At 55.8% G+C, this 24,814-nt stretch carries 20 protein-coding genes and 1 tRNA gene; 13 read left to right on the top strand and 8 right to left on the bottom strand.

Annotated elements, in window-relative coordinates; all coding sequences use genetic code 11:
- Positions 1 to 11 precede the first annotated feature (11 nt).
- The 4 genes from GOW60_RS08100 to GOW60_RS08085 all read left to right on the top strand — a co-directional run bounded on the left by GOW60_RS08100 (position 12) and on the right by GOW60_RS08085 (position 2,935).
- Positions 12 to 1,484, top strand: a complete 1,473-nt coding sequence (locus tag GOW60_RS08100) for an NAD(P)/FAD-dependent oxidoreductase (RefSeq protein WP_171228910.1) — start codon at positions 12 to 14, stop codon at positions 1,482 to 1,484.
- On the top strand, positions 1,485 to 2,471 hold the full coding sequence (locus GOW60_RS08095; RefSeq protein WP_171228909.1) for an alpha/beta fold hydrolase: 987 nt from the start codon (positions 1,485 to 1,487) through the stop codon (positions 2,469 to 2,471).
- Positions 2,472 to 2,543: 72 nt separating this feature from the next.
- Positions 2,544 to 2,620 (top strand) — tRNA-Met (locus tag GOW60_RS08090).
- A 96-nt stretch (positions 2,621 to 2,716) separates the two neighbouring features.
- Positions 2,717 to 2,935 carry a hypothetical protein gene (locus tag GOW60_RS08085; protein WP_171228908.1) on the top strand — a complete coding sequence of 73 codons (219 nt, stop codon included), beginning with the start codon at positions 2,717 to 2,719 and terminating at the stop codon, positions 2,933 to 2,935.
- Positions 2,936 to 3,495: 560 nt separating this feature from the next.
- Here the strand turns inward: GOW60_RS08085 and GOW60_RS08080 are convergent.
- The 3 genes from GOW60_RS08080 to GOW60_RS08070 form a co-directional block, all read right to left on the bottom strand.
- Complete coding sequence (locus GOW60_RS08080; protein ID WP_171228907.1) at positions 3,496 to 4,113, bottom strand: DUF4329 domain-containing protein; 618 nt, start codon at positions 4,111 to 4,113, stop codon at positions 3,496 to 3,498.
- A gap of 1,069 nt (positions 4,114 to 5,182) precedes the next feature.
- Entirely contained in the window at positions 5,183 to 6,502 is a 1,320-nt protein-coding gene (locus GOW60_RS08075) for a hypothetical protein (RefSeq protein WP_171228906.1), read from the bottom strand.
- A 344-nt stretch (positions 6,503 to 6,846) separates the two neighbouring features.
- Positions 6,847 to 7,152 carry a hypothetical protein gene (locus tag GOW60_RS08070; RefSeq protein ID WP_171228905.1) on the bottom strand — a complete coding sequence of 102 codons (306 nt, stop codon included), beginning with the start codon at positions 7,150 to 7,152 and terminating at the stop codon, positions 6,847 to 6,849.
- A 366-nt stretch (positions 7,153 to 7,518) separates the two neighbouring features.
- Between GOW60_RS08070 and GOW60_RS08065 the strand changes: the two genes are divergently transcribed.
- Positions 7,519 to 9,234, top strand: a complete 1,716-nt coding sequence (locus GOW60_RS08065; protein ID WP_254443862.1) for an adenylate/guanylate cyclase domain-containing protein — start codon at positions 7,519 to 7,521, stop codon at positions 9,232 to 9,234.
- A 324-nt stretch (positions 9,235 to 9,558) separates the two neighbouring features.
- Here GOW60_RS08065 and GOW60_RS08060 read toward each other — a convergent pair whose 3' ends face one another.
- The 4 genes from GOW60_RS08060 to GOW60_RS08045 all read right to left on the bottom strand — a co-directional run bounded on the left by GOW60_RS08060 (position 9,559) and on the right by GOW60_RS08045 (position 13,521).
- Positions 9,559 to 9,828, bottom strand: coding sequence for an HlyU family transcriptional regulator (locus GOW60_RS08060; protein WP_152458872.1), 270 nt, complete (start codon positions 9,826 to 9,828; stop codon positions 9,559 to 9,561).
- Between the two features lie 208 nt (positions 9,829 to 10,036).
- Positions 10,037 to 11,311 (bottom strand): O-antigen ligase domain-containing protein, encoded by a 1,275-nt coding sequence (locus GOW60_RS08055; RefSeq protein ID WP_171228904.1) that lies wholly within the window; start codon positions 11,309 to 11,311, stop codon positions 10,037 to 10,039.
- Complete coding sequence (locus GOW60_RS08050) at positions 11,311 to 12,792, bottom strand: hypothetical protein (protein WP_171228903.1); 1,482 nt, start codon at positions 12,790 to 12,792, stop codon at positions 11,311 to 11,313. Before GOW60_RS08050 ends, GOW60_RS08055 begins: the two co-directional genes overlap by 1 nt.
- A gap of 114 nt (positions 12,793 to 12,906) precedes the next feature.
- Positions 12,907 to 13,521: a response regulator transcription factor gene (locus tag GOW60_RS08045; RefSeq protein ID WP_170752082.1), complete on the bottom strand. Its 615-nt coding sequence runs from the start codon at positions 13,519 to 13,521 to the stop codon at positions 12,907 to 12,909.
- Positions 13,522 to 14,001: 480 nt separating this feature from the next.
- Here GOW60_RS08045 and GOW60_RS08040 point away from each other — a divergent pair, with 480 nt between their 5' ends.
- The 4 genes from GOW60_RS08040 to GOW60_RS08025 all read left to right on the top strand — a co-directional run bounded on the left by GOW60_RS08040 (position 14,002) and on the right by GOW60_RS08025 (position 19,240).
- A complete protein-coding gene (locus GOW60_RS08040) occupies positions 14,002 to 15,147 on the top strand; it encodes a sugar transferase (protein ID WP_371813336.1) in 1,146 nt (381 codons plus the stop codon).
- Between the two features lie 20 nt (positions 15,148 to 15,167).
- Positions 15,168 to 16,049: a UTP--glucose-1-phosphate uridylyltransferase gene (locus GOW60_RS08035; RefSeq protein WP_171228902.1), complete on the top strand. Its 882-nt coding sequence runs from the start codon at positions 15,168 to 15,170 to the stop codon at positions 16,047 to 16,049.
- Positions 16,050 to 16,150: 101 nt separating this feature from the next.
- On the top strand, positions 16,151 to 16,657 hold the full coding sequence (locus tag GOW60_RS08030; RefSeq protein WP_254443861.1) for a molybdopterin-dependent oxidoreductase: 507 nt from the start codon (positions 16,151 to 16,153) through the stop codon (positions 16,655 to 16,657).
- Between the two features lie 45 nt (positions 16,658 to 16,702).
- Positions 16,703 to 19,240 (top strand): ATP-binding protein, encoded by a 2,538-nt coding sequence (locus GOW60_RS08025; RefSeq protein WP_171228900.1) that lies wholly within the window; start codon positions 16,703 to 16,705, stop codon positions 19,238 to 19,240.
- 1 nt (position 19,241) lies between these two features.
- Here GOW60_RS08025 and GOW60_RS08020 read toward each other — a convergent pair whose 3' ends face one another.
- Positions 19,242 to 20,471 (bottom strand): polysaccharide biosynthesis/export family protein, encoded by a 1,230-nt coding sequence (locus tag GOW60_RS08020; RefSeq protein WP_171228899.1) that lies wholly within the window; start codon positions 20,469 to 20,471, stop codon positions 19,242 to 19,244.
- 195 nt (positions 20,472 to 20,666) lie between these two features.
- Between GOW60_RS08020 and GOW60_RS08015 the strand changes: the two genes are divergently transcribed.
- The 4 genes from GOW60_RS08015 to GOW60_RS08000 are packed head-to-tail and all read left to right on the top strand — an operon-like array spanning position 20,667 to position 24,748.
- Positions 20,667 to 21,905, top strand: coding sequence for an oligosaccharide flippase family protein (locus GOW60_RS08015; RefSeq protein ID WP_171228898.1), 1,239 nt, complete (start codon positions 20,667 to 20,669; stop codon positions 21,903 to 21,905).
- Positions 21,902 to 22,816, top strand: coding sequence for a glycosyltransferase family A protein (locus tag GOW60_RS08010; RefSeq protein ID WP_171228897.1), 915 nt, complete (start codon positions 21,902 to 21,904; stop codon positions 22,814 to 22,816). The genes GOW60_RS08015 and GOW60_RS08010 overlap by 4 nt, the downstream gene beginning before the upstream one ends.
- A gap of 20 nt (positions 22,817 to 22,836) precedes the next feature.
- Positions 22,837 to 23,823, top strand: coding sequence for a glycosyltransferase family 2 protein (locus tag GOW60_RS08005; protein WP_171228896.1), 987 nt, complete (start codon positions 22,837 to 22,839; stop codon positions 23,821 to 23,823).
- Between the two features lie 13 nt (positions 23,824 to 23,836).
- A complete protein-coding gene (locus GOW60_RS08000; protein ID WP_171228895.1) occupies positions 23,837 to 24,748 on the top strand; it encodes a glycosyltransferase family 4 protein in 912 nt (303 codons plus the stop codon).
- Positions 24,749 to 24,814 lie beyond the last annotated feature (66 nt).

Here is a 24,814-nt window from a genome sequence, read left to right as displayed (position 1 = left end):
GGCACTCACTCATGCACCACAAAACAGAGATGCTGATCGTCGGGGCCGGGTTTGCCGGGCTGACGATGGCGCTTGAGGCACGCAAGCGCGGTATCAAGGATATCGCGATTCTGGAAAAGGCCGATGATATCGGGGGGACATGGCGCGAAAATACCTATCCCGGTGTCGCCTGTGATGTGCCGTCGCATCTGTATTCCATGGCGACCCATCTCAACCCGCATTGGAGCCGCGCCTATGCCGGTGGCGCGGAAATCCAAGCTTATCTGCAAAATGTCGCGCGTCAGGAAGGGTTGTATGACCTGTGCCATTTCCGGCAGGAGCTGAAATCGGCCAGGTGGGATGGAACGCGCTGGCAAGTGAAAACGATGGATGGCCAGCACTGGTCGGCGCGGTTTCTGGTCTCGGCCATTGGCGCACTTCATTATCCCAGCATTCCGGATATCCCCGGTGCCGACAGTTTTTCGGGGCCCAGTTTCCACTCGGCCGAATGGAACCACGATGTCGATCTGACCGGCAAGCGCGTGGCGGTCGTTGGAACCGGCGCATCCGCCGTTCAGTTTGTACCCGAGATCGCCAAGATTGCAGGCCATGTCACGATCTTTCAGCGCAGTGCGCCTTACGTGATGCCGCGCCCGGACGGTCCGATTGCGCCCTGGGTGCGCAGCCTTTACGCCCGGTTTCCCATTTTACCCCGCATTCGGCGCAAGCTGATATTCATGATCTTCGAATTTCGCCACCGCGTATTTCGTGGTGAGGAACGCGCGGTGAATTTTGCCTTGAAAATGTGGAGAAAGGCATTGGAGCGCGCCATCACCGATCCGGCCGAACGGCGGATTCTGACCCCCGACTACCGGATCGGCTGCAAACGTATCCTGAGTTCGAACGATTGGTACCCGACCCTGGCCCGCGACAAAGTCAGCGTTGTTCCGAAGGGCGTCGCTCGAATCGAAGGTGACACGGTCATCGCGGCGGATGGCACCCGGACCAAGGCGGATGTTTTGATCTGGGGCACCGGGTTTCACGTAACCGACGTGGTCGAGCGTCTGGACATTACCGGTACGGACGGGCTGACGCTGCGCTCTGCCTGGTCGGATGGCATGTGCGCGCATCTGGGTACCGCAGTTTCGGGTTTTCCCAATTTCTTCCTGCTTCTGGGGCCGCATACCGGGCTGGGGCACAACTCGGTCGTGCTGATGATCGAGGCCCAGGTTGGCCACATCGGCCGGGTCCTGAGCGAGATGCAGCGCGAAGGGTTGTCCGCAATCACTCCTGACGCCGCAAAACAGGCGGCGTTCACGCGGGAAATGCACAGCCGCCACGCGGACGGCGTCTGGCAGGCCGGGGGTTGTACATCCTGGTACATGGATGCGGGAGGCCGAAACACGACCCTGTGGCCAGGCACCGTTGCCGAGTTTCAGAAACGCATGGCACAATCAGGGTTGGAGCAATACAGACCCGCCGCCCTTGGCAATGGAGAAAACTGAATGACAACCGTTCTGATCGTAATCGCCGTTTTTGTTGCCTTCCTGTTTGTCATGAACCTGTGGACACGGAAGATTACCCGCCGCGGTCTTGAAACCGTGCCGCAGCTAGGTAAGATCACACCCGTTCGCGGCGGCAGCATCCACTATGTGGAAAAGGGAAACCCCGAGGCGCAGACCATCGTTATGATCCACGGCTTGGCCGGGCAGTTACAGCACTTTACCTATGCGCTGGTGGATCTTCTGGCCGACGATTACCACGTTATCGCGCTGGACCGGCCGGGATGCGGGTATTCAACGCGCGATACGGCCGAGCTGGCGCAATTGCCCCACCAGGCTGGCATGATTGCCGAGTTTCTGGACAAAAAAGGCGTGGACCGCGCCGTTCTGGTCGGCCATTCACTGGGGGGCGCGGTTTCACTGGCGATGGCACTGAATCATCCGGCTCGGGTCGCCGGTATGGCGCTGCTGGCGCCGCTGACGCATAAACTGCCCGAAACCCCGGCGATCTTCAAACCGCTTGAGATCCGCTCCGAATGGATGCGCAGCCTGATCGGCAACACGCTTGCCGTTCCCCTTGCGTCCAAAACCGCGCCGCACACGTTAAGTGCCGCGTTTGACCCGGAAACCCCGCCTGATGACTTTCTGGACCGGGCAGGTGGCGCGCTTGGCCTGCGGCCTTCCGCCTTTGTCACGGCCTCTCAGGACGTTGCCGGCGTCGATGCCAGTATCAACGCGCAGGTCGCGCGCTATCCGAATCTGACCGTCCCAGGGGGCATCTTGTATGGCCGCCAAGACGCGATACTGTCGCCGCCGCTGCACGGGCCGACAATGACCGAATTCGGGTTGAGTTACGAAGAGCTGGACGGGTTCGGCCACATGATTCCGATCACAGAGCCCGAAATCTGTGCCGCCTTCATCCGCAGGATGACCGAAGCGACCACATCCCCCCAGACATCCTTGCAGGACAAGCCATCAGAGCAGGCGTGAAAGAAATCTTGAGGTTGGTTGATTTCCCTCTTGACCCTCCCGGGCCCCTCGCTTAAATCGCCTCTCACTCAAGGCGGAGTAGCTCAGTTGGTTAGAGCAGCGGAATCATAATCCGCGTGTCGGGGGTTCAAGTCCCTCCTCCGCTACCAAATCTCTCAAGTCCAACATCTGATTTCAGAAGCAATTCATGTTCTGTCTTTAGGTTGCCCTGCCATCATTACCACCACTTGGGTTTTCAAAACCAATTGGAAGGAAAAATGATTCAAAATGGATCACTTAAGGAATCCAGTAGCGTAGTGCTCGGTGTGGATTATCAAGCTGCTGGTTTGGCGGTAGCGCTGGACAACGCGATTTTCCTCGACAACTGCAAGCTGCAAGACGTACACCTCCAAGCTTTAGAGGCCTCGGACGGCATAGAAAAAGCGTTGTACAGATCCACGGACGTGCTCCTCGACCAGATATGATCTTTCGATCTGGCAATCTATTGGGCAATGACAACTGATGAACGTCCACAACTGGTGAAGAACGGATAGAAGAAAGAGCCCGGACAGAGCCAAGGATAACTCGCGGCGATCTATGAATGAGCACAAGTTTTGTCGGCCCATTATCCGTGCGGCAAGACTTTGTGAAGATTACCATTGCTGAGATTGACCCAGCCGCTGCGAAATTTCACTTTGTCGGCGCTTTCCCTTTTCACCCAGCGGAACTGAACGTCCGAACTGTGCCGTCTGCGACTTGCTGCGCGAGGATCGAAGAAAATGTCGCAAAGGCAGCTAGTGGCTCATCCCGCCTTGCACACAGCACTTCGGATGGGTGGGACGCCAACATAGTTTCTGTTTCCACAACGATGGTGATTGGCCTTCAGTCTTCGCAAGAGCAAGAAGACTGAGTGTTATCAGCACAGGAAAATCCGAGGGGAAAAGAACCGTTCACGCGAGTGTCAACCGCTCTCTTCCTCGGATCCTCTTACTTGTAGTCTTCAGTAACATAGCAAGGTAACGGTTTCGTGGGCTCTTTGCCCCAACTAGTCACTCTCGTATTCGAGAAGATCTTCATAAGAGTAAACCGATGAGATTTCCCCTTCCAAACCCGGAACGAAACCAGGGTCTTTTGGCAAACACCCGATATCGCAGATTTGTCTCACTTCCATTCGCTCCGTATCGACGTACCACAAACGTCCACCCGGAGTTGACACAAAGCCGTCGATGCCCTCGTCTTCATCGGCCTCAATGTCTGCAACGCTTGGAACTTCCGAACTATATTCCGGGTCGAACCTCCCGTGCGTGTGGTAAGATAAAACAAGCACCAAACCATTTTCTGCTTGATCCCAAACGCAGCTTTTGTTGTCGCCACGTTGAGCAGGAGTAGCAACAAGTTTCCCGGCTGGGTCATATGCAAGGTAGCCGCAATACTCTGTGTTATTGTTGAAAGAAATACCCTGTAGGCTAGACAGTGTCGCTTTCGCTACGCTGATTTCTTCCTGTGATTGGGCCAGGGTGGCCGCGGGTGGCCAGAGTATCAAGACAACTAAAGTATAGCGAAGGCGGCGTGCGGCTTCACATTTGCCTTCTGCGAGACCAAGTTGACGAGCCGCACAAAGAAGGCAAAGTCCCGACAACGCAATAATGCTAAACTCGATCATGTTTTGCTCCTTATTATGAACTTATTAAAGCAGCGCTAACGCTGTAGGGATAGCTTGAAGAAAGGTGCTGACTGCGACCAAGGCAATCCATCCATCGCTGTTGCATACTCCTAGACATCGTTTTGCGCCTTCCTAGTGTTTTCCAGTCCGCCTTATCGTTCGACACTAATCTATCTGCGTTGTCTTCGGTCGCTGCATGTACAGCGAATAAGCAGCTCTACCTGCCGCTATCAACGTTACCGTGAATCCAAACAACGTTAACAACTGCGACCTGTTTCAACCATAAATCTCAAGCCGTTCCGCTCCGTTAGTCTTTTCGAAAGAACCGGTGCAGCAGCATAGCCAACAACACCCAACACAACCAATTGCTCGCAACCTGTGCGTTTCAGGGACAGCTGAACTAAAAGCCGCGATGAAGGCGAATGCGAGCAGACAAAAAAACGCGGCCACCCAAAAAACATCAAGCAAATCCTGCATCTAAGTTGCTCCAGTTCTTTGCAAACGGAAGTACTATGCCGATGATCCGGTCTGTCGTGCCGCGCAAAGTGTTTGCAAGATTGATCCGATCAGCCAGCAGCGGCGTAAACCTGTCACCCCGAACACTTGCCCCGCGCTTGCTCCTATCCCTCAGCAGCGCGGGTTTTTTCTTGCCTGCGGCGCTACGACACGGGGCCGGTTCAGGCCACAACGCTACATCCATTTTACTACAACCCTTCGGGGGGCCCGCGTTGCTCTTGTCCCCTCTAGCTTGCTTGCAGCGCGGGTCTATTTCAGGCGTGATGTGAACTTGAAGTATAGAATTGTTTAGACAGCCAGCCTGTCGCTTAGGCCCTCCCCATTAATCACCAAGGTCTCTATCGCCCAAACTCTCTGGGTCTGGTATACCTCCGGCGTGACCCAGATTTTCTCGATTTCGGTTAAGCAGTCTCCAAATCTCTTGGCCGGTTTTCGGTTCAAAGCGAAAGACCCCAGTTTTGAACAGCAGAATTACGCAGTTCATCCTTTGGCAAACCACCAGCACACAAGGAAATCACATCAAACTCACGGTCGCCAAATACCCGAAGTCAAATCACTCGTCATTGCCTGTGCTGGACCTAGTAAGCAGGCGTTCTCGGATGGTGCGCCAAGAGTCTGGAACAAGAAACGCAGTTCCGTTGGGAGTTAAATTGTAAATCCGGTACATTAACGCCCTGGGATTCCCTACTGATTTGCGAGCGACTAAATCGAATGCAGCTGGTTCATTGAGCGCTACGCCCTCGTCACCAACGTGAGGCACAGTCAAGAAGTTGTGCGCAATTTCGTGGGAAACTAAGGTGCCGAACGAATTGTCCATTGGAGGGTCCACGTTCAGAGTAACACCCGCAATGCTCCCGTTTGGTCCAGATTGGGCACTTCCGCCAAGCGGCATTTCTCCGGGTTGTTGAGTGCGTATTGTCAGGACATGCTCGGCCCGATCCGGCCTGCCAGCAGCAGCCTGCTCCTGGTTAAATGCAGCTAGGCGCTGCGCAACGGGAGTCCGATCAGGCCACGCGAAATCAATTGGTATCGGCTCAATTCGGTAGCGCAGCCCGGCTTCCTGATCCCCATCCAGAGGCGCCAAACCTGATCGAATAGGAAAAATTCGAGACAAGTCCTCCAGAGCCTGAAAAAGAATTTCCCATTTCTCTGCTGGAAAGGGAAAGATCTCAACGACAACAAGAATTCGCAGATCCTTCGTCGGATGAAACTGTGGTTGCCCAAGAGACTTTTCGCCGACAAGAGTACCGTTGCGATAAAGCCGTGCAGTAAAACGATACCGTCCTGGCTTTGAGATTTCCCGACCGCGGATATAGAAGTTGATATTGTCGTCTTCGGAGAAACTCTTGGTATCATTTGAGAATACGCCATCACCAATATCACCTGGAATAACTGTTGTCCCAGATGGGCCGGAAATCTCAAGTTCGGCATAATCAATCCGGGCTGGATTGAAGGGCAACGAATGGATTGGAAGGGAATTCAGATCAAATCCGAGGGCTTTAGACGAATAGTCAGAATCCGCGTCATCCAAAAGTTCTGATGCCATAACAACTACGGGTGGGCGGCGACCAACAAATATTCTTGCAAGAGTATCTTTACCCGCGACAAGCTCGTAACCGGGGATACCTTGAGTCACCTCAGAACCGAAATCTGACATATCCGCCGGAACTTGCGGCAATGGGGGCCCGCTCTCCTCACACGCCTTAAGAGCCCCCCTTTTTCGCTGAAGCAGTGACAGCGACTGCTTTCTAAATCGAAAAAGCGCAGACTTTTGTATTGGGTCAACAGTGTTTTGAATCTGAATATCGAGAAGTTCAATACTTTGCTCAAGCGTCTCAATTTCATCCCGAATACTTTGACAATGCGCAGACATGCGGCCACCTGAGGAGGTTAGTGTTGAGTAGAACTTGTTCAGAAAATTACTCTAGCACGAAAACCAAAAAAGAGACGAATCTGGTTGGTCGAGAAATGTACTTGCAGGTATAATTCGTTTGTTTGGCAAGTTTAACGCAATGAAAAATAAGCCAAAACGAAAACTTCCCGAAAGACAGGCCTTTGTAGCAGGCACAACGCGTGGAGCGTGACAAAGGTATTTTCTGTACGATCCGGATCCAAGGAGCAGGAATTAGAGGCAGGCTTTTGCTGCGGTTTCAAACTGTTTGCGGTTCTTCGAGCCAGAGAAACGAAAATCCGTTTAACTCCAGATTTGAATGTCCTTCAAACACCTAAAAAATGATTGATGAGTCCTCCACTACGCCGCTTGAACACCTTGGTGGCTTCTGCTGCTGCGAATTCAAACTCCTTCCCGACCGGCTTGCCAAATGTGTTGAGTTCGCGACGTTCTCGATTGCAGGCGCGGATGAACCCATCGATGCAGGTTGGCTTTGACAACTCTTTTCCTCGTTCCCCTGGCAAGGCGCGCCCGATCTTGTCGATGCAAACCTTCCCATTGTTTTTGCAGGAGCCACTCTCTTCGGTCGTCGAGCAACGGATGGCCGTCACCGTCAGGATCAGTTTGTCCAAGGTCTGATTTGAAACTGCGCGTTTCAGCCGTTCGCTTTCATTCTTAAGCGGCTCCGGTTCTTTCTATTGATCAACACCCATTCCACTGTTCTTGTTAATTCAGCGTTGGTGGGGCTGTTAAGCGCCGACAATCTGCCTGATTGCATCAAGACGGGACATGCCATGCCCCAGATTCCTCAATACTCCCATGGACCAGATCAGTTGGGTAGGCTCAGTCAACTACGACAGACTCTTGCAAACCACGGTCTTTTAGAAAACTTTTGATTGGAACAGGTTTGCCCAAAAAGTGGCCGGTCGGCGTTTGTGCAGCGTCTCTAAGAAATAAGATGTCTTTTCCAAGCAACGCGTTGTGCGTTACGAATAGACATGAACGGGAACCGCAGACTTTCCGCAGTACTCTCGGCCGATGTAGTAAACTACTCGGGTCAGATAAAGGCGGATGAGAACAGGACTCTCAGCGAACTCCGTGTCCTGCGTCGAGAGTTGTTCGATCCATTGGTAAGTGATCATCGCGGCAATATCGTAAAGAGAATGGGCGATGGATGGCTGGTCGAGTTCAGCGCGGTCTCGGACGCAGTGCGGTGCGCCCTCGATCTTCAAAGCCAAGTGTCAGCCCAGTCCTCGCTTAAACTGCGCGTGGGCGTTCATCTGGGAGATGTCGTATTTGACGAAGATGACATCTTCGGCGATGGGATCAACATAGCCGCGCGGCTACAAGAGGCTTCCGACGAAGAGGCTGTGTTGATTTCCGATGTCGTCCATCGCAGCCTTGATGAGAGGCTCGCCGAGCAATTTCACCGCGCTGGCGAACGGCAGTTCAAGAATGCCCTGTCACCTGTCGAAGTATTCCAATGGTCGCCACCCGGTTCCGCACCACCGCGAGTGACTCCAGCCAGTCACTCGAAGTCATTGCTGATCGGCGTTCTACCCTTTGACAATCTTTCTTCTGACCCCGATCAGGAATTCTTTGCAGATGGCATTACCGAAGAGATAATTACCACTCTGTCAAAACTCCCGAACTTACTGGTCGTCGCGCGCAACTCTACGTTCGTCTATAAGGGGCGCTCGGTAGACGTAAAACAAGTTGGACTGGAACAGGGCGTCGATCTTGTTCTCGAGGGAAGTGTCCGCCAAAGCGGTAGCCGTGTGCGAATTACCGCGCAGCTCATCGATGCGAAGTCCGGAATGCACATTTGGGCAGACCGTTTTGATCGCCTGATAGAAGACGTATTCGAGGTTCAGGATGAAATTGCCCTGAGAATTGCGACTGAACTTCAAGTCGAATTACTGGCGGGCGAGATGGCCCGTTTCAGAGGTTCGGGTACTAAACATCTGGATGCCTGGACTGCTCAGTTGCAAGCTGTGGAAGCCTCGCGCAGAATAACTAAGGAAGCACAGGCTGACGCTCGTCGGTTTGCTCGACAGGCAATTTCCCTGGATCCTGGCTACTCCGCGCCATATTGCACTTTGGGGTTCATTTGTACTGTCGAAGCAAGGCACGGTTTTGTAGCAGACCGAAATGCGGCGCTGGCAGAGGCACGCGACTGCGCTCGACGTGCTCTGGAGATAGACAGCTACAACCCAGAGGCTCACGCAATTGCGGGTTTCGCGGATGCAATCGATGGTAAACTGGAATCTGCTATCGGGAAGTTCAACAAGGCACTGCAGCTAAATCCAAACCACGCTGATGTGGCTGCAAGGCTGTCGATTACATTGGCATTCAAAGGGCAGGCAAAAGAAGCGATCCGCGTGGCGCGGCAAGCCATTACTCTCAACCCTCACTATCCGGGCTGGTATGCTGGCGTTCTGGGTTTGGCACTTCGGCTCGACGGTCAATACGAGGAAGCCAAGAAGGCATTCACCGAATATGGTCAAAGAGTTGAAGGCTTTGGGCATCTCGACCTCGTTATCGTACATATGGAAACGGATAACGTTGAGGCCGCTCGCGATGAGGCGCGGAATGTGATGAAATACCGTCCTCAGTTTTCCATATCGGACTGGGCAAAAACTCAGCTTTTCTCTGATGCAGAACGATTGGAGAAAGACTGCGCGTCTCTGCGTCTGGCCGGCTTGCCCGAGTAAGTGCCGCGCGGATTTCCGGTAAAGCGATTTTTCCTGGAAAGTGACACCCAACGCATCGGCTATGGGTTCGAAGCTAAAGCCCGACAAATATGACCGATCACCCGCTCTGGGGAAAAACCTGCGTTCCAGTGTTTTACGCGATTGCCTGCTTTATGCGCTTTGCGATGGCAGCTAACACAACAACAGGGCAGATAAACTGCTGCACGAAGACTTTTTCGCCGAACGAAGTTTGACCAATGATAACCTTTGGAGTGCGTTCAGAATTGTACGCATAAGCATGCTCATCGGTTCCGCTCGTAGATCAGGCTTCAAGCTACGACTTCCCTAGCTGAAAATGCTGTCGCCTTGCTCATCAATGACCTGTTTCGCCTTTGCTATACTAAAGCTTTCGGCCTGTTCCCGACTGTCGAAGACATCCGCCCTGATCACCGTATGTGTCTTTCGATCTCCGTCGATGGTCTTTTCGATACGGGCCATCAGGCGAAATTTGCTGCCCTCGGCCATCAGGTCGGGGAAGATCTCGAACCCTTTGTAAGAAACCGGATCCGGCTTGGACTTCTCAACGCCGCCGAAGAGTTTTGAGAAGAGGGACATCGGGTGGCTCCTTTCAGCGTTGTTCAGGGCATAGACTAGCGCCGCTCAAGGCCGGAGTGAAGGGCGTTGCACGGTCAGGTCACTGGTTCCAGGGTTCAGAAGCGCGCACCTTTCAGAGGCAAAATATCCCGAAAAAAGCGGCGAAGGATCCGCCCTTGAAAAGCAACGGCAAACACCGCGCTTGCGTTTCAACAAACCAGCCTACATGTCAGTTTCCCCGATTTACCGATTTAACCTCTCTTAGATGGCATCCGAGCATTAGGAGGCTTGGCCAGAGCAAATAGGTCTGAATCTCAACGTTTTCTCCAAAAGTTAGGAGGACAATGGTAAGCAGTAGTCCCAGCGGAAGCTTGCCACGTTCACACTTTATTGCGTCCAGCGTGACGACCCAGAAATGGACTGACAAAGGCACAAGGAAAGCTGTAAATCCTGTCAGCCCTTTGACGAATAAAAGCCCGTACCAAGTGTGGTGACTGCCGATCGGCATGTATTCAACAAGATGCGCTCCGGGTCTGACTGTGCCATGCCCGAAAACCATTGCATCCGATTGCCACCGTTCATAGGCAATGCGCTGCAGAGTTTCGCGCACGCGGGTACTGTCGGCGCGCGCGGATTTGAAGCTGTAGAGGGCTCTGTTCCCGAACTCGACAAAGGCGACACCCCAAACGGCAACGGCTGTTGTGACTGAAGACAATAAGACCCACCCCAAGCTGCGGGCGACAAGGGGCAAGAGGCGGGGTGACATTGAGCAGAACACCAATCCGACTAAACCCATGCGGGACTTGGACATCAGGATCATCAGAACACCCGCAGCCAATCCGATGATCTTCCACCTGGGGTGTTTTTCCTCCAACGCAAACAAGACCAAGCAGACACCCAGCAGGGCGGCGAAAGGAGACCAGGGCGCAAAGAACTGCCAACGCGGCGTGCCGCTGGCTGGGTCAATTGTATAAAGGTAGACCGAGAAATATTCGGGCCCCGGACCGCCTACGGCTTTCAGCGGGGACGTAAACAAAAGGTGCGGTAGGCCCACATAGGGGGCGACAGCGAGCAACGGCAAAAGGCACAAGGTCCAAAGGCCCAGAACGCATTGCCCTCTGACCAGAAGCTCGCGTCGGATTGGCAACACTGCTCCGGCAAGGATGAACAACGGTATCAACGCCCAGCCTTTGGCCCATCCGATGCTCGATTTGATCGTTTTGGTTGTGCCTAGGTTCCAATCCGCATGGCCTGCCCAAAGTGAGACCAGCATCACCAACATGCCTGCGCTCCAGACCCACACCACGGCAGGCACAGGGCCCGTTGCTTGCATATCCGAGCGGATCACCGGACCGAGATAGAGCGACAACCCGGCCATCGCAGCCAGTGTCCAGCCCAGAACCGGGCCGACGACATAAAGCGCGCCAAGCCCGTAGAGTGGCCATGTCCAGATCAGTGTATACCAGACGATTTTTTCGGCTGGGGTTTGAGGGGACACCTGCATTACGCAGCGGCCTCTTTCTGGTCCTTCAGCAGCTTTGAGATCAATGGGTTTCGGATCCAGGCCAGCGTCAAACCCATCAGCAGCATAAGGCTCGCAGCGATTCCGGCGGCAATCGATATTTTCTTGTTCGGTGAAGATGGGTGTGTCGGCAGCGAAGGATTCTCGAGCACTTGGATCAAGGGGTAGGAGGCATAGACATCGGTCTTTTTCGACTCGGATCGGGCTATGGCAGAGGCGAACACGGCTTCCGCCACCGCGAAATCTCTTTGCCGGTCTTCCAATTCGGCGGCGATGGGTGCGAGGTCTGACAAGCGCAGAGTTTCCAGACGGGCTTGTTCGCGCAGCGTCGCAACATGCTTCTCCAACCCGGCACGCAAGGCGTCTTCGCGCACCAATTCACTTAGCAATTGGGCTCTTTGCCCTTCCGGCGCACGATCCAACCCGCCGAGTTGCTCGACCGCCAGACCAGTCACTTGCGACGCTCGTTGCAAAGCTACTGATCGCGCGCCTTCATAGTCGTTCTGAGCATTCACATAGATCGGGTGGCGTGCTCCGTAGGTCGCATCGGCTTGTGCCAGCTTTGCAGCCCCCACCGACACGTCCTCAAGCAAGGATAGGTACTGAGCATCGGCATAGAGCTTAAGCGTTGCCGCCGCTGCATCAGACGGCAGATCCAACGCGACCTGAAGCGCGGCGACACGTTCAGATTGACGTGCGAGTTCGCTCTCCTGCGCACGCAATTGCTGCTTTGCACGGTCATTTGCCGCGACTTGCTCTTGGTATTGCGCGACCGATATCAGACCGCTTTGCGACTGCAGTTGCTTGATCTCGCGTCGCGTCGTCTGAATTGCACGGGTGTAGTCCTCAATCGCGCCCGTATTGCTGGCCTCGCGCGTGGCTATTTCGTCGGCGCGCAGGGCGTCAATCTCAGCGAAAAAGGCGGCCACCAAGGCGTCACCATATTGCTGTGCATCAGCAGGAGAGGCCGCTTGAAGCTCGATATGAATCAGGCTGGTCTGATCAACCAGTTGTACCCGCGGCTTGCCGAACGCATCCCGATCAGCATCCACAGCCTTTGCAGCCGCATCGAGGATGCGATCTGCCGACAACAGACGTTTGTACGTCTCGGTTGGGCTGATCGACCCATTGGCAAAGGCTGAATTCGCGTAAGAGGACGCCTGACCGATATTGGCCAGATTGACCGATGCCGATGCGCCGGATCCGGGCAGGATAAGTGAGGCGTGGGAGGTGTATTTGACAGGCGCGGTTGCCAGATATCCGCTGATCGGGGCCCAGATGCAACTTGCCCCCAAAAGGAACAGCGCCACATAGCGCGGGAGGCGGCCCGCATCGCTGAGACGACCGCCTTTTACGATGCGACGCCACCCGGGCGATCTGAAGTTGGATCGGGATATGCGTGCCCAATTCAGAAATTGCGTGTCGTGCGTGGATTCAGAGGTGTTCGAAATCTGTTGCGGCATAGAAAAACCCTTTCTTGAAAGGGTGATACACCGCATCCCATCGCTGTTCAGTTGCCCAGCGGGCTAGGGGGTGAGGGGATTGGGAGCGCACCCTATCCCTTCGGATAACGAGGTTTAGAACAATCCAGCTTCGCGCGCCGCCAGGGCGGCCTGTGTTCGGTTGCTGACACCGACTTTACGATAGAGCGTTTTCATATGCAGTTTGATCGTCGGCTCGGACAGGTCCAGATCACGGGCGATTTCCTTGTTGGATTTGCCCTCAGTCAGCCCTTTCAGAACCTGCCGTTCGCGCTCGGTCAGCTTTTGGGCCATGGGATGTGAGTCTTCCGGCTGCTCTGCGTTCATGAACCCCGCAGGAAGGTACTGTTCCCCCATTGCCATAAAGCGGATCGCATTCACCAGGGATTTTGCCGGCAGAGTTTTTGGGACGAAACCAGCAGCCCCAAGTTCCAGCGCGCGTTGCGCTAGATCGCGCGAAGTATCGCCGGTAAACAGGGCCACATGCTGGGCACCGTCCAAAGCGATGCAGGTTTCAAGTCCGGCCAACCCGTTCATGCCGGGCATGTTCAGGTCCAGAAGAACCAGATCAAAGGCTCCGTCGTTCTCAATCAAAGTTTTCGCGGCTGGGAAATCCGGCGCGGTCTCCACCTCGATCCCGCCTGCTGCATCTATGAAGGCAACGAGCGTATCCAAAATAAGGTCGTGGTCGTCAGCAATAAGAACTTTCATCTCAAATCTCCGTCTGCCCCCAAACACACCCAAATGCGTTAGTAAAACATTGAACCCATGGCATGAAGCCTTCCTGACGGACAGGTGAATATCCAATCGGATAGGTCAGTGGGCCGTTTTCACCACGCTATGTGCTGCGGGGTCGTTTGAATAGACCTATTCTCCGATCCCTCTCCGGATGCTCGCCTATCGGTTGCAGGGTCTCATTGGCAGTCTGAAGCCACAGATTGTCATCGTTGATCGGAGAGTTCCATGCAGTTCCTGTCAGTCCAAGATATGCATAAAGGCGCGCAGCCAACACCCATACCAACTTTGGAAAAGCCTGAGATTTTGGGTCTGCCAGTTGTGAACGCCCGATCCGGACAGGTGATCTCAAAACTGCTGGATGGGACCCGCCGGACTGTGTTTTTCCTGAATGCACATTGCGCAAATATAAGGGCCCGCAACCATACATATCGAACAGCTTTGGCCCGGGCAGATATGGTCCTACCTGACGGAATTGGGGTGGAGGTCGCGGCAAAGTTGCAAGGTGTCCAGCTGGCTGAGAATCTGAACGGCACTGATTTTGTGCCCAAGCTGCTGAAACGGGCCGCGCGTCTTGGGCAGTCGGTCTACCTGTTGGGGGGACGTCCCGGAACAGCTCAGGCAGCGGCGGCGCGGTTGCAGCACATGATCCCCGATTTGGCCGTGGCTGGCACGCGCGATGGATTTGAAGAGGCCGCGCGGGTTGATGAGGCGATCGACGATATCAACCAATCTGGCGCAGACATTCTGATGGTCGCAATGGGCGTCCCACTGCAGGAGCTGTGGATAACGCGGAACCGCCACCGGCTTGACCCTCGCATCGTGCTGGGCGTGGGGGCTTTGTTCGACTTCCTGGCCGGCAATGTACGTCGGGCACCGCGCATCGTTCGGCACGCCCGAATGGAGTGGGCATGGCGGTTGGCGATGGAGCCCCGCCGCATGGCCCGCAGATATCTAATGGGCAATTTCGAATTCCTCGGGCGTGCCGCGCAGAATTCTGTCCCTAAGGTCTCAGCATGTCGCCTGCTGGACCTCACTTTGGCGGTGGTCGCGCTGTCTCTTCTGGCCCTGCCCATGGCCGCAATCGCCGCATTGGTGCGATTGGACAGTCGCGGCCCCGCCTTTTTTCGGCAGACACGTATCGGCCGAAACGGGGTGCCCTTCGTGATGTACAAGTTCCGCTCGATGACGCAAGACGCAGAAGCGCGGCGTGCGGATCTGCTCAACCATTCGGATCGTGAGGGCGTGTGCTTCAAAGTCAAAAATGATCCACGCATCACTCGCGTTGGGAAGGTTCTGCGTCGGTTCTCTCTGGATGAACTGCCGCAAATCTTCAACGTGCTGAAAGGGGATATGTCGCTGGTCGGACCGCGCCCGGCTTTGCCCGAAGAGGTTGCCGCATATCCTGACCAAGCGCTGGAGCGCCTGCAGGTTCGTCCCGGTATCACTGGCCTGTGGCAGGTTTCGGGCCGCGCGGGCATCGGCTTCGACCGCATGATCGCACTGGATACAGCCTATGTTCGCTCCCGCTCGCCCCTTCTGAACCTCTTCCTCATCGCATTGACCGCACGGGCCGTCGTGTCGGGGCGCGGCGCTTACTAATCAACCCTAGGAGCATTAATATGACACGTATTCGCAAAGCTGTTTTCCCGGTCGCAGGTCTGGGCACAAGGTTTCTGCCCGCCACCAAATCGGTGACCAAGGAGATGTTGCCGCTGATCGACCGCCCTTTGATCCAATATGCAGTGGACGAGGCCCGTGCCGCCGGGATTGATGAATTCATCTTCATCACCTCAACCGGCCAATCCGCGCTGGAGACGTATTTCGGGCGGAACTCGGGGCTTGAGCGCAAACTGAAGGATGGCGGCAAAACCACCCTGCTGAACCGTCTGCGCAGCACGAACCTTGAGGATGAGACATACAGCTTTATCCAACAAGACAGCCCCCGCGGATTGGGTCATGCTGTATCTCTGGCGCGCGACGTCGTCGGTAATGAGCCCTTTGCGGTGATCCTGCCGGATGATGTGATCCACGCGCAGCGCTCGGTCCTGGCGCAAATGGTAAAGAACTTTGAAGGCAGCCACATGATTGCGACCCAAGCCGTTTCATCCGATCGGATCAGTGCCTATGGCGTAGTCGATATCGCGCAGAAATCAGGGCAGGTACAGCACTTGCGGGGTTTGGTTGAAAAGCCTTCCGCCGATCAGGCTCCGTCAGAGTTTGGTATTGTCGGGCGGTATCTGCTGCAACCTACGATCTTTGATCGTCTGGATGGCCTGGCACCCGGCGCGGGCAACGAAATCCAACTAACGGATGCGATAGCTGCGGATATCGGGGGGGTGGGATGCAATGGCTTTGCCTTTCACGGAGAGCGCTTCGATTGTGGTTCGGTCGCTGGATACCTTGAAGCAACCACTGTCTTTGCGTTGGAGCGTGCCGAACTGCGAGACGGTTTCCAGTCCATGTTGCGTCAGCGCATGAACCTCCTTCCTGTCGCCGCATGAAATCCAGGCACCTATCCGTTCGGATAGGTGCTTATCCCCATGCCCATCTGTCGCCGCCGACCTCTTTCTGGTTTCTTGGGGTCAAAGAGATGGAGATTAAGATGCGTCTGTTTTTTGCGATCATTGCAGCGGCTTTCACCTTTTGCCTTACGTCTGCTCAGGCCAAGGAACTGGTGACCCCGACAGGGGAGGTCGTCTTGACCATTTCCGGCAACATCGGGCAAGCCGGACCCGATGGAACTGCGCAGTTTGATATGGAAATGTTGCAAGCACTGCCGCAGCGCAGCTTTGAAACCTCGACGATCTGGACCGAAGGCAAGGCCAGTTTTGTCGGCGTCCCTCTGTCGGTCTTGATGAAACGGGTCGGGGCAGAGGGCTCTGCGATCCGGGCAACGGCGATCAACGATTATGCGGTTGAGATCCCTGCGGACTCAATCTCGGCGCAGGATCCGATAGTAGCCTATGAGATGGACGGCGCGGCGATGTCCCGACGGCAGAAGGGGCCGCTTTGGATTGTTTATCCGTATGACAGTGACACCAAGTACCAGACCGAGGTGATCTACTCTCGCAGTATTTGGCAACTCGACAGGTTGGAGATCGTTAAATAGCGTGGGGTTACAATAAAGTATGAAGTGGTTGTTGCAGGCGAAACATTGACAAGAGAATTCCAAAACCACTCGCGACGCCGGTGGGCCTTCTGGCTCATCGGTATCGCCGTTTTATGCGCCCTTGTTTTGGTCGTCTTGCTGTCGGTCAAGGTGATGTCCGACCTGCGCGACCGGCAGTCTGCCCGAACCGACAACGTCCAATGGACGCTGACGCAGGTTGAGGTTGAGTTCCTGTCCTATCTCAACGCGCTTGAGGCAGGTGTATCGGATGCGGAGTCAAAGCAAGAAACCCTGGACATTGTCCGCCGCCGTTTCGACCTTTTTTACAGCCGCATCGATATTCTGAGCACTTCGCGTCTGTTTGAAACGCTGCGTGCTGATCCGAAATTCGCCGAGCCTCTGGCGCAGGTTTCTGATTATCTTGAAGCATCGGTTCCCACAATCGATGCGGCAGATGCGAAACTGAAAACCGGGTTGCCTGATCTCTATCAAGGCGCCCGAGAAATATCTCCGCAGGTGCGTGAGCTTTCGGTCTCTGCGATCTCTTACTTTGCAAGCCAGTCAGATCAGCGCCGTGAGGAAACCGCGCTAAGCCTGTTTCAACTGGCCATTTTGTCCGGTGGGTTGTTCCTGACTCTCGCTGCAGTCAGCGCCTATCTTTTGGCGGTCAACCGCAAGGCCGAAAGGCGCGGGCGGGCGATCCGGCAGGCCAACCAACGTATGAATACGATCCTCTCGACCTCATTGGATGCAGTCATCGTGGTGGATGCCGCCGGTAAAGTGCTGGAGTTCAACGCTGCTGCACAAGCGATTTTTGGACATTCCGAGGATGAGGCCAAAGGGCATTTGATCGGTGATCTGATCGTGCCTGCGCATCTTCGCGACGCTCATACCGCCGGAATGGAACGTATGCAGCGCGGAGGTGATCGCCACGTCGTTGGCAAGGGCCGTGTTCAGCTTGAGGCGATGCGCAAAAATGGTGATGTCTTTCCTGTCGAACTCGCCCTGCAATCCGCCCAGGCTGGCGACGAAGAAATTGTTATCGGCTTTGTCCGCGATATCTCGCAAAGCGTGGCGGATCAGAAAGAGCTTGTCTCGGCCCGCGACCGCGCCCTTGCCGGGGAAAAGGCCAAGTCGGATTTCCTGACCGTCATGAGCCATGAGATCAGGACACCGTTGAACGGGTTGCTGGGCAATCTGACCCTGCTCAAAAACACACGCACGACCAGGCAGCAATCCCAGTTTGTCCGCAACATGGAGATCTCGGGACAGATTCTGCAAAATCATGTGGATGCGGTGCTGGATATCGCTCGGTTTGAGGCCGGTAAGCTGTCTATTGCGCGTGAACCGACTGACCTGAATGCGATGCTGCAGGACTTGGTGGATGGCCAAAGCGGCAATGCGGCCTCGCGCGGCAACTCGATTTCGTGGCAATGGGTGGGCGGAGCGTTTCCGAATGTCGCAACTGACGCACAGAGGCTACGGCAAATTTTGCTGAACTTAGTAGGCAATGCGATCAAGTTCACCGAAAACGGCCGAATATCGATTGAGGTTGAAAGATGTGAAGCTGCGGATCAGGGAAATGCACATATCTACGAAGTGCGTGTGATCGATACCGGGGTTGGCATCGCTGAGGATGAAATCGACACCATTTTTGATGACTTCTACACCAGCGACCCCTCAATCGGTCGCACGGCCGGAGGGACCGGGCTTGGCCTGGGGATCGCCCGTCGGTTCGCGCAGGCGATGGGTGGCGAGCTTGGGGCAGAAAGCACATTGGGCGCCGGCAGCGTTTTCTGGTTGCGGTTGCCATTGCAGTCGTCGGCGCCCGACCAGTTGCTTGACGCTGCTCAAATCAGTACCAAGACCGTTCGCCCCCTGAACCTGTTGGTTGTCGAAGACAACGAGATCAACCTCGAGGTTATCTGCAACATGCTGGCGCTGGACGGTCACCGTGTGACGACAGCAAAAAACGGGCAGGTCGGCGTCGATAAGGCCAAGGGACAGCGCTTTGACGCGATCCTGATGGATATCAGTATGCCAGTGATGGATGGGCCAACCGCTGCGCATCATATTCGTAACGGTCAGGGGCAATCGGCAGATGTGCCGATTATTGCGGTGTCGGCCAACGTTCTTCCAGACGCAGTTGAGGCCTTTCGCGCCGCTGGAATGACGGCTTTCATCGGCAAGCCAATTTCGATAGACGCCCTGCGCAGGGCGCTTTCGATGGTCACGCAACCCGAGATGCAGGTTTCGCAGAGTGTGCAGCCTGATCCATTGGCAGAGTTGAAAGACAGCGTCGGGCCTGAGGTCTTTGCCCGCCTTCATGCCAAGTTTATTGCCGAAGGGGATGAGTTCATTGGATGGCTCGAAACCCGAGCATTTGATCGGTCAGATTCGAATGAGCTCGCACGGGCCTGCCACAAACTGGCCGGTAGTGCGGCGACCTTCGGGGCAGAAGAGTTTCGAGAGGCGTTAGTTGCGGTAGAGATTGCAGCAAAAGAACACAAAGACATCACTGACAAGCTCGCTGCAGTCTCCACCGCTTGGGAGCGGGCGAAATCATCGCCCGCTCGGGATTGATTTACGGGGCCAGCAGCGCCGCAGCACCGACGATACCAACCGCACGGGCAACCTCGGTCAGGCCGGTCACCTTGCTGTCGTAGCAAGCAATGGCATCACCCGGCAGAACATAGGGGTCATAGTCATCCCGATCCCCGCGCCGCAGCAGTTTTTCGATATTGCGTTCAATGACGATCGAGTTGCCTGTCATCGGGTTGCGGGTGAACAGGACCGCGCTGCGATTGGCATTGGTGGTCTTGGCTCCGCCGACACAGTTGGTGTCGACAACCGCCTGAAGATAGCGCGTGCCATAGGGAACTTCGCGCACGTCGCGTCCGATGGCCGATTCAGCGTTTCCGGTGGCTGGTTGAGTGAGGTTTGACATGTACAGCGTTACACCGGGCGGGCTGATCGGACTGGGACGCATCAAGTCATCCTGGAAACATCCTCGGCTGTTGACCACGATCTTGTCCCCGGTCAGCAGCATAATGTCGGTCGGGTCGGTGCCTTCGAACACACCGCGCAGATCCATACGATAGATCGTGCCGTGACGGTGCAGCTCGACCGCTGACAGATCAGCATCCGGGCGTACGCCTCCAGCGGAACGAATGGCAACCGACAGGTTGCGCGCCTCGGTCGAGGCTCCCAACACACCCTGACGTCCTCGATCCAGCGCGTCGCCGGGGATGCCTCCGATCTCAACCGAGTGGGGTTCAAACACTGCACCTTGCACGCCGACAGTAACCGAGGCGAAGTCGCTAATGCGCGCCGTTACGCGCGGCGTGCTGTCATAGAACTGCGCCTCCACCAGAACACGGGCCACATCCCGCTCCACCTGTTCGGTTGTTCGACCCTGCGCGCGCACCGGTGGCAGGTAGGGCAGCTTCAGGTCGCCATCGCGAGACACAACGTAGGTGTCGCTGAGAAGTTCGTCACCGTCGATTGTGATCTGCACCATGTCATTGCGCGAAAGCTTTTCGCCCAACAGCGGACTAAGAGCAGGCTGTGACCATTTGGCAAAGGCGCTTGCGCCTTGATCCCCGGCCTGAGACCGACATGCGCGCCCGTTCATATGCTCCGATTGCAGCAAAGGCGCGTTTGCAAGGCGCCGCGATGGGGACCGGTACTGGGCTTGATAGCTTTCGCCCTTCGCGACGGATTCGATGTTGCGCGGGGTCTTCATGCTACTACAGCCCGACAGAGCAATTGCGCTGACGGTTCCTAAAACCAAAACTTTGAAATGTCGTATCATTTTCAACTCTCCTGAACTGCATCCACAGCTACAGCAGTGCTTTCCTATGTGTCAGACCGGCATCGGGATTGCCGCCTATCCCATTCGGATAGGTCGCTCACCGGATGGTTCGTTCGGCTGTCCACCCGCGTCTGGGACAGAGACTTCGCCGCCAATTAAAACTGAGCTCAACACTGTTTTTGGACATCTGGTGAGATGACTCAGCGATTGGCACATTCCGGTTTCTTGCAGCACCTGCTGGCTTACGCGGCGTCTGAAGTTGCGGCAAAAGCCTCGCGTCTTGTTGTGGTCGTCGTAGTGGCCCGCAATCTCAGCCCCGAGGCGATCGGTCTGGCTGCTGCTGCCCTTGCGGCGGGGGATATCCTCAAGGCGCTCACCGAGAACGGTGTGGGTCAAAGGATCATCCAAGCCCCGCGGGTCGAGCTGGAACAGCGTTGCAACTCCGCAAATCGTATTTTCTGGGGCTGGTGTGGAGGACTATTTCTGCTGCAGGTGACTATCGCTGCGGTCCTCTACGCGATGGGGCATCAGACTTTGGCGCTGCTTCTCGCCATTCTGGCCGGAGAATATCTGTTTATGCCTGCAGGTTTGGTGCAGGCTGCGCTTGCGATGCGCGAAGGCAAGCTGCAACAGACTGCCGCCATTGCCGGAGGTCAAGTGGTTGGTGCGAATGTCATGGCGGCTCTTCTGGCGCTGCTCTGGGCCTCGCCGCTGGCCTTGGTGCTGCCCCGGTTGCTGGCCGCCCCGATCTGGCTGGTCTTGATGCGCCGCCTGCGCCCCTGGGCGTCGGACGCGAAACACGGGTTTGCCGCCCTGCGTCCCTTTGTTGGTTTCGGCTGGGCCGTTCTGGGGGTCGAGATTGTCAAAGTTCTGCGTCTACAGGCCGACAAACTTGTCGTCGGTGCGATGCTTGGGGCTGAAAGCCTTGGCATCTACTTCATGGCCTTCAACGCCGGGCTCGGTTTGGCGACTTCTTTCACGCAGGCTTTCTCGGTTGTTCTGTTCCCACACCTTTGCGCGGCTGAGGACAAGACCAAGGCGCTGCGTCACGGGCTCGGCACGTCCCTCCTGGTGCTGAGCCCGCTTGTTCTGCTGCAAGCTGCTCTTGCGCCGGTCTATGTGCCACTGCTGCTGGGCGCAGAGTGGCAGCAGATTTCACCGGTGGTCACTGTTCTTTGCCTTGCGGCTTTGCCCAGTGTCATCTGGTCCGCTGTAGCGGGTTGGCTGCGGTCCGAGAACCGCGCGATCACAGAGCTGCGGGTAAGCGCTGCACTTGCTTTTGCACTGATCCTCAACACCGCGGTCATGGCTCCTTTCGGGCTGATGCCGGTGGCGATCGGATACCTGCTGACCAGTACTGTCCTGATGCTGACGGCTTCTTGGGTGCTGCTGCCTCGGGATCACAAAACAACAGAAAGGTTCGGCTTCCAATGACCCGCTTTACCATCATCATTCCGTTTCACAGCGATGCGGACACAATCGCCGACACGCTGACCAGCATTCGCACGCAAAGCTTTCCGAATTGGGAGGCGATCTGCGTCGGCGACCGCCCCTCGAAGGCATGTTTGTCTGTGGTGTTGGATCACATCGCGCAAGACCCACGCATCCGGGTCGCTGGCAGCCCGCTTGATGGCCCAAGTGCGGCCCGCAACTATGGGGCCGAGTTGGCCAAAGGTGACATACTGGCGTTCTGTGATGCAGACGATCTGTGGCACAAGTACAAGCTGGCGCAGCTAAACGAGGCCTTCCAACCCGCCTCTACGGATGCAGTCTTTGGGCAGATCCGGTTCTTCGCCGATCAGCCCGGAGATTCTCAGACGTGCTCGACCGTTCCTGACGCACCACTGACCATTCAGGACCTGTTGGCCGAGAACCCGGTCTGCACCATGTCCAATCTTTCGATCCGCCGCGAAGTCTTCAACGCGATCGGCGGCTTGGACGCAAGAACGGTGCATAACGAAGACTTGGAGCTGTTGATCCGCCTCGCAGGTGAGGGCTTTACCATCAAAGGCGTCGACCGGTTTCAGGTCTGGTATCGCACCAATGCCGGTGGATTGTCCTCGAACCTTAATGCAATGCGCGCTGGGCGGGCCTACGCGGTAAAAACGGCTGCGTCATATGGCGTTTTCCCGTCGCGGTCGTCCGAAGCCGTCTATTTGCGATATCTCGCGCGCCGGGCATTGCGATTGGGGCATCAGAGCCAGGCTCTGTCCTATACACGCAACGGCCTGGGTTTGCATGCGCGTAGTTTCCTGCTGCCTCTGCGCCGGGGTCTGCCCACCGCGGCAGGGGCAACACTGGCCCCGATCCTGCCGCAAGTGATCAAACGCACGTTGTTTTCATGAGAATTCTGAAGGAGATCACCATGCCCACCGCATCTATCGTCGTACCTGCCTACAATGCCGAAACTACTTTGGCCGAAACACTCGCCTCGCTGCAGGCGCAGACCCATGACGATTTTGAAATTATCATCGTCGACGACGGATCCCAGGATACAACCCCGACGATTGCTCGCGCGCATCAAAGCGACCCGCGCGTACGACTTGTTCAGCAGGCCAATCGAGGGCTGGCGGGCGCCAGAAACACCGGCATCGCTGCCGCGTGCGGAACGTTCATCGGCTTTTGCGATGCCGACGATCTGTGGATGCCCGAGAAGCTTGCGGCTCATATTCACCATCTCAAGAAAGAGCCGGACGTGGGGATAAGTTACTCCGGCAGTGCCTTGATCGACGAGGCGGGGTGTATGATAGGGATCAAACAAACACCCCGCCTGAAGAATGTGACCGCAGCCCATGTTCTGAACCGTAACCCGATTGGCAATGGATCGGCGGCCGTTATTCGTAAGACTGTGCTTGAGGCTCTGGCCTATCGCCCGACTTTTGAGACCGAGCGGGATTGGGTCTTCGATGAGACCTTCAGGCAGTCCGAAGACATCGAATGCTGGATGCGGCTGATGTTGACGACCGACTGGCAGATCGAAGGCGTTCCGGGGCTTATGACCCACTACCGGATCAGCGCGGGCGGGCTGTCGGCGGCTTTGGATCGTCAACTGGAGGCGTGGGAGAGGATGGTCGCGAAACTACGTCCGCTTGACCCTGAATTCTTCGCCCGGCACGAACACTCGGCCCGTGCTTATCAGCTGCGCTATCTGGCACGGCGGGCCATCACCAACCTCGACCGCGACATAGCTTGGGAGTTGTCTGAGCGCAGCTTCAACGAAAGCCTCCGCCCCGTGCTGGAAGAACCTTTGAAGTCGTTCAGTACTTTCGCCGCAGCCATTGTTTTGAAAACGTTTGGACCCGGCCCGATCAATCGAGTTGGGCAAATGAAATCCAAGCTTCTGTCGATCTAAGAAGGGCATCATCATGAAAAAGAAAAAGATTCTCCATCTGGTTGACGACACGACGGCGGGCGGAGTTATGCGGATGCTCGACCATCTTATGACGCAACCCGATCTGTCCGAGGCGGTTGAGCAAAAAGTTTTGAAGGTCAAACGTACCGCGTTTTCTTGGGGCAAACTGAAGGCGGATGTCATTGTATCCCATGTCGTGCCAAGCTGGAGAAGCCTGCCAGCGTTCTCAGCCCTTCGTGCCTTGCATGTCGACACAGAACTGGTCCATGTCGAGCACAGCTATACCCGGGCGTTCACCACCCTAAACGTCCCGCATAAACGTCGGTTTTTTGCGATGCTTCGCGTGATCTATTCCTTATTTGATAAGGTTGTCGCGGTCAGCCATACGCAGTCGGAATGGATCAAGGAACGTCGTCTGACAGAGCCGGAAAAGCTGGCCGTTGTTCCTCCTACCGTTGATCTTGAGCAGTTGGCTCGCAATACGACGCCCCCCAGATCCACGACCAAAATCGGTGCCATCGGGCGTCTGGAGCGGCAGAAAGGCTTTGACATCCTGATTCAGGGTTTCCGATCAACCTGCTCGCCAGAGGCGCGTTTGTTGATCTTTGGTGAAGGCAGTCAGCGATCATACCTTGAAGAGCTGGCAGAGGGTGATCCGCGCATTGAATTTCGGGGCTACGTGGATGACCCAGCAGAGGCCTATCAAGCAGTCGATATCGTCGCGATCCCGTCGCGGTGGGAGGCGTATGGGCTTGTGCTGGACGAAGCGCTTGCAGCACAGCGGAACGTGATAGCCAGTAAAGTTGATGGCTTACGTGACCGTGAGGGAGATACGAGAGTCTCTTTCTGTAACCTTGACCCTCATGAATGGGGGCGTGCGATCAATGAATTCCTGTTTTCTGGCGGTATTGAGATAAGCAGCTGAAACAAAGCCTGTGAGCCTCCCCCACTGAACTGGTCCACCGTTATGTTTAGGAAACGGAGGACCACG

The sequence above is a fragment of the Ruegeria sp. HKCCA4008 genome, assembly GCF_013033125.1.
In the GTDB taxonomy this organism is placed as follows: domain Bacteria; phylum Pseudomonadota; class Alphaproteobacteria; order Rhodobacterales; family Rhodobacteraceae; genus Ruegeria.
The sequence above is the reverse complement of the archived record's forward strand: the minus strand, read 5'-3'. Positions and strand labels throughout refer to the sequence as shown.

What these genes read in the sequence shown, in the direction of transcription:
- GOW60_RS08015 (WP_171228898.1), top strand. Translation starts at nt 20,667, where the DNA reads ATGACTCAGCGATTGGCACATTCCGGTTTCTTGCAGCACCTGCTGGCT.
- GOW60_RS08080 (WP_171228907.1), bottom strand. Translation starts at nt 4,113, where the DNA reads ATGATCGAGTTTAGCATTATTGCGTTGTCGGGACTTTGCCTTCTTTGT.
- GOW60_RS08000 (WP_171228895.1), top strand. Translation starts at nt 23,837, where the DNA reads ATGAAAAAGAAAAAGATTCTCCATCTGGTTGACGACACGACGGCGGGC.
- GOW60_RS08100 (WP_171228910.1), top strand. Translation starts at nt 12, where the DNA reads ATGCACCACAAAACAGAGATGCTGATCGTCGGGGCCGGGTTTGCCGGG.
- GOW60_RS08075 (WP_171228906.1), bottom strand. Translation starts at nt 6,502, where the DNA reads ATGTCTGCGCATTGTCAAAGTATTCGGGATGAAATTGAGACGCTTGAG.
- GOW60_RS08030 (WP_254443861.1), top strand. Translation starts at nt 16,151, where the DNA reads ATGCGTCTGTTTTTTGCGATCATTGCAGCGGCTTTCACCTTTTGCCTT.
- GOW60_RS08065 (WP_254443862.1), top strand. Translation starts at nt 7,519, where the DNA reads ATGAACGGGAACCGCAGACTTTCCGCAGTACTCTCGGCCGATGTAGTA.
- GOW60_RS08005 (WP_171228896.1), top strand. Translation starts at nt 22,837, where the DNA reads ATGCCCACCGCATCTATCGTCGTACCTGCCTACAATGCCGAAACTACT.
- GOW60_RS08020 (WP_171228899.1), bottom strand. Translation starts at nt 20,471, where the DNA reads ATGATACGACATTTCAAAGTTTTGGTTTTAGGAACCGTCAGCGCAATT.
- GOW60_RS08035 (WP_171228902.1), top strand. Translation starts at nt 15,168, where the DNA reads ATGACACGTATTCGCAAAGCTGTTTTCCCGGTCGCAGGTCTGGGCACA.
- GOW60_RS08045 (WP_170752082.1), bottom strand. Translation starts at nt 13,521, where the DNA reads ATGAAAGTTCTTATTGCTGACGACCACGACCTTATTTTGGATACGCTC.
- GOW60_RS08010 (WP_171228897.1), top strand. Translation starts at nt 21,902, where the DNA reads ATGACCCGCTTTACCATCATCATTCCGTTTCACAGCGATGCGGACACA.
- GOW60_RS08095 (WP_171228909.1), top strand. Translation starts at nt 1,485, where the DNA reads ATGACAACCGTTCTGATCGTAATCGCCGTTTTTGTTGCCTTCCTGTTT.
- GOW60_RS08040 (WP_371813336.1), top strand. Translation starts at nt 14,002, where the DNA reads ATGGTCCTACCTGACGGAATTGGGGTGGAGGTCGCGGCAAAGTTGCAA.
- GOW60_RS08060 (WP_152458872.1), bottom strand. Translation starts at nt 9,828, where the DNA reads ATGTCCCTCTTCTCAAAACTCTTCGGCGGCGTTGAGAAGTCCAAGCCG.
- GOW60_RS08055 (WP_171228904.1), bottom strand. Translation starts at nt 11,311, where the DNA reads ATGCAGGTGTCCCCTCAAACCCCAGCCGAAAAAATCGTCTGGTATACA.
- GOW60_RS08050 (WP_171228903.1), bottom strand. Translation starts at nt 12,792, where the DNA reads ATGCCGCAACAGATTTCGAACACCTCTGAATCCACGCACGACACGCAA.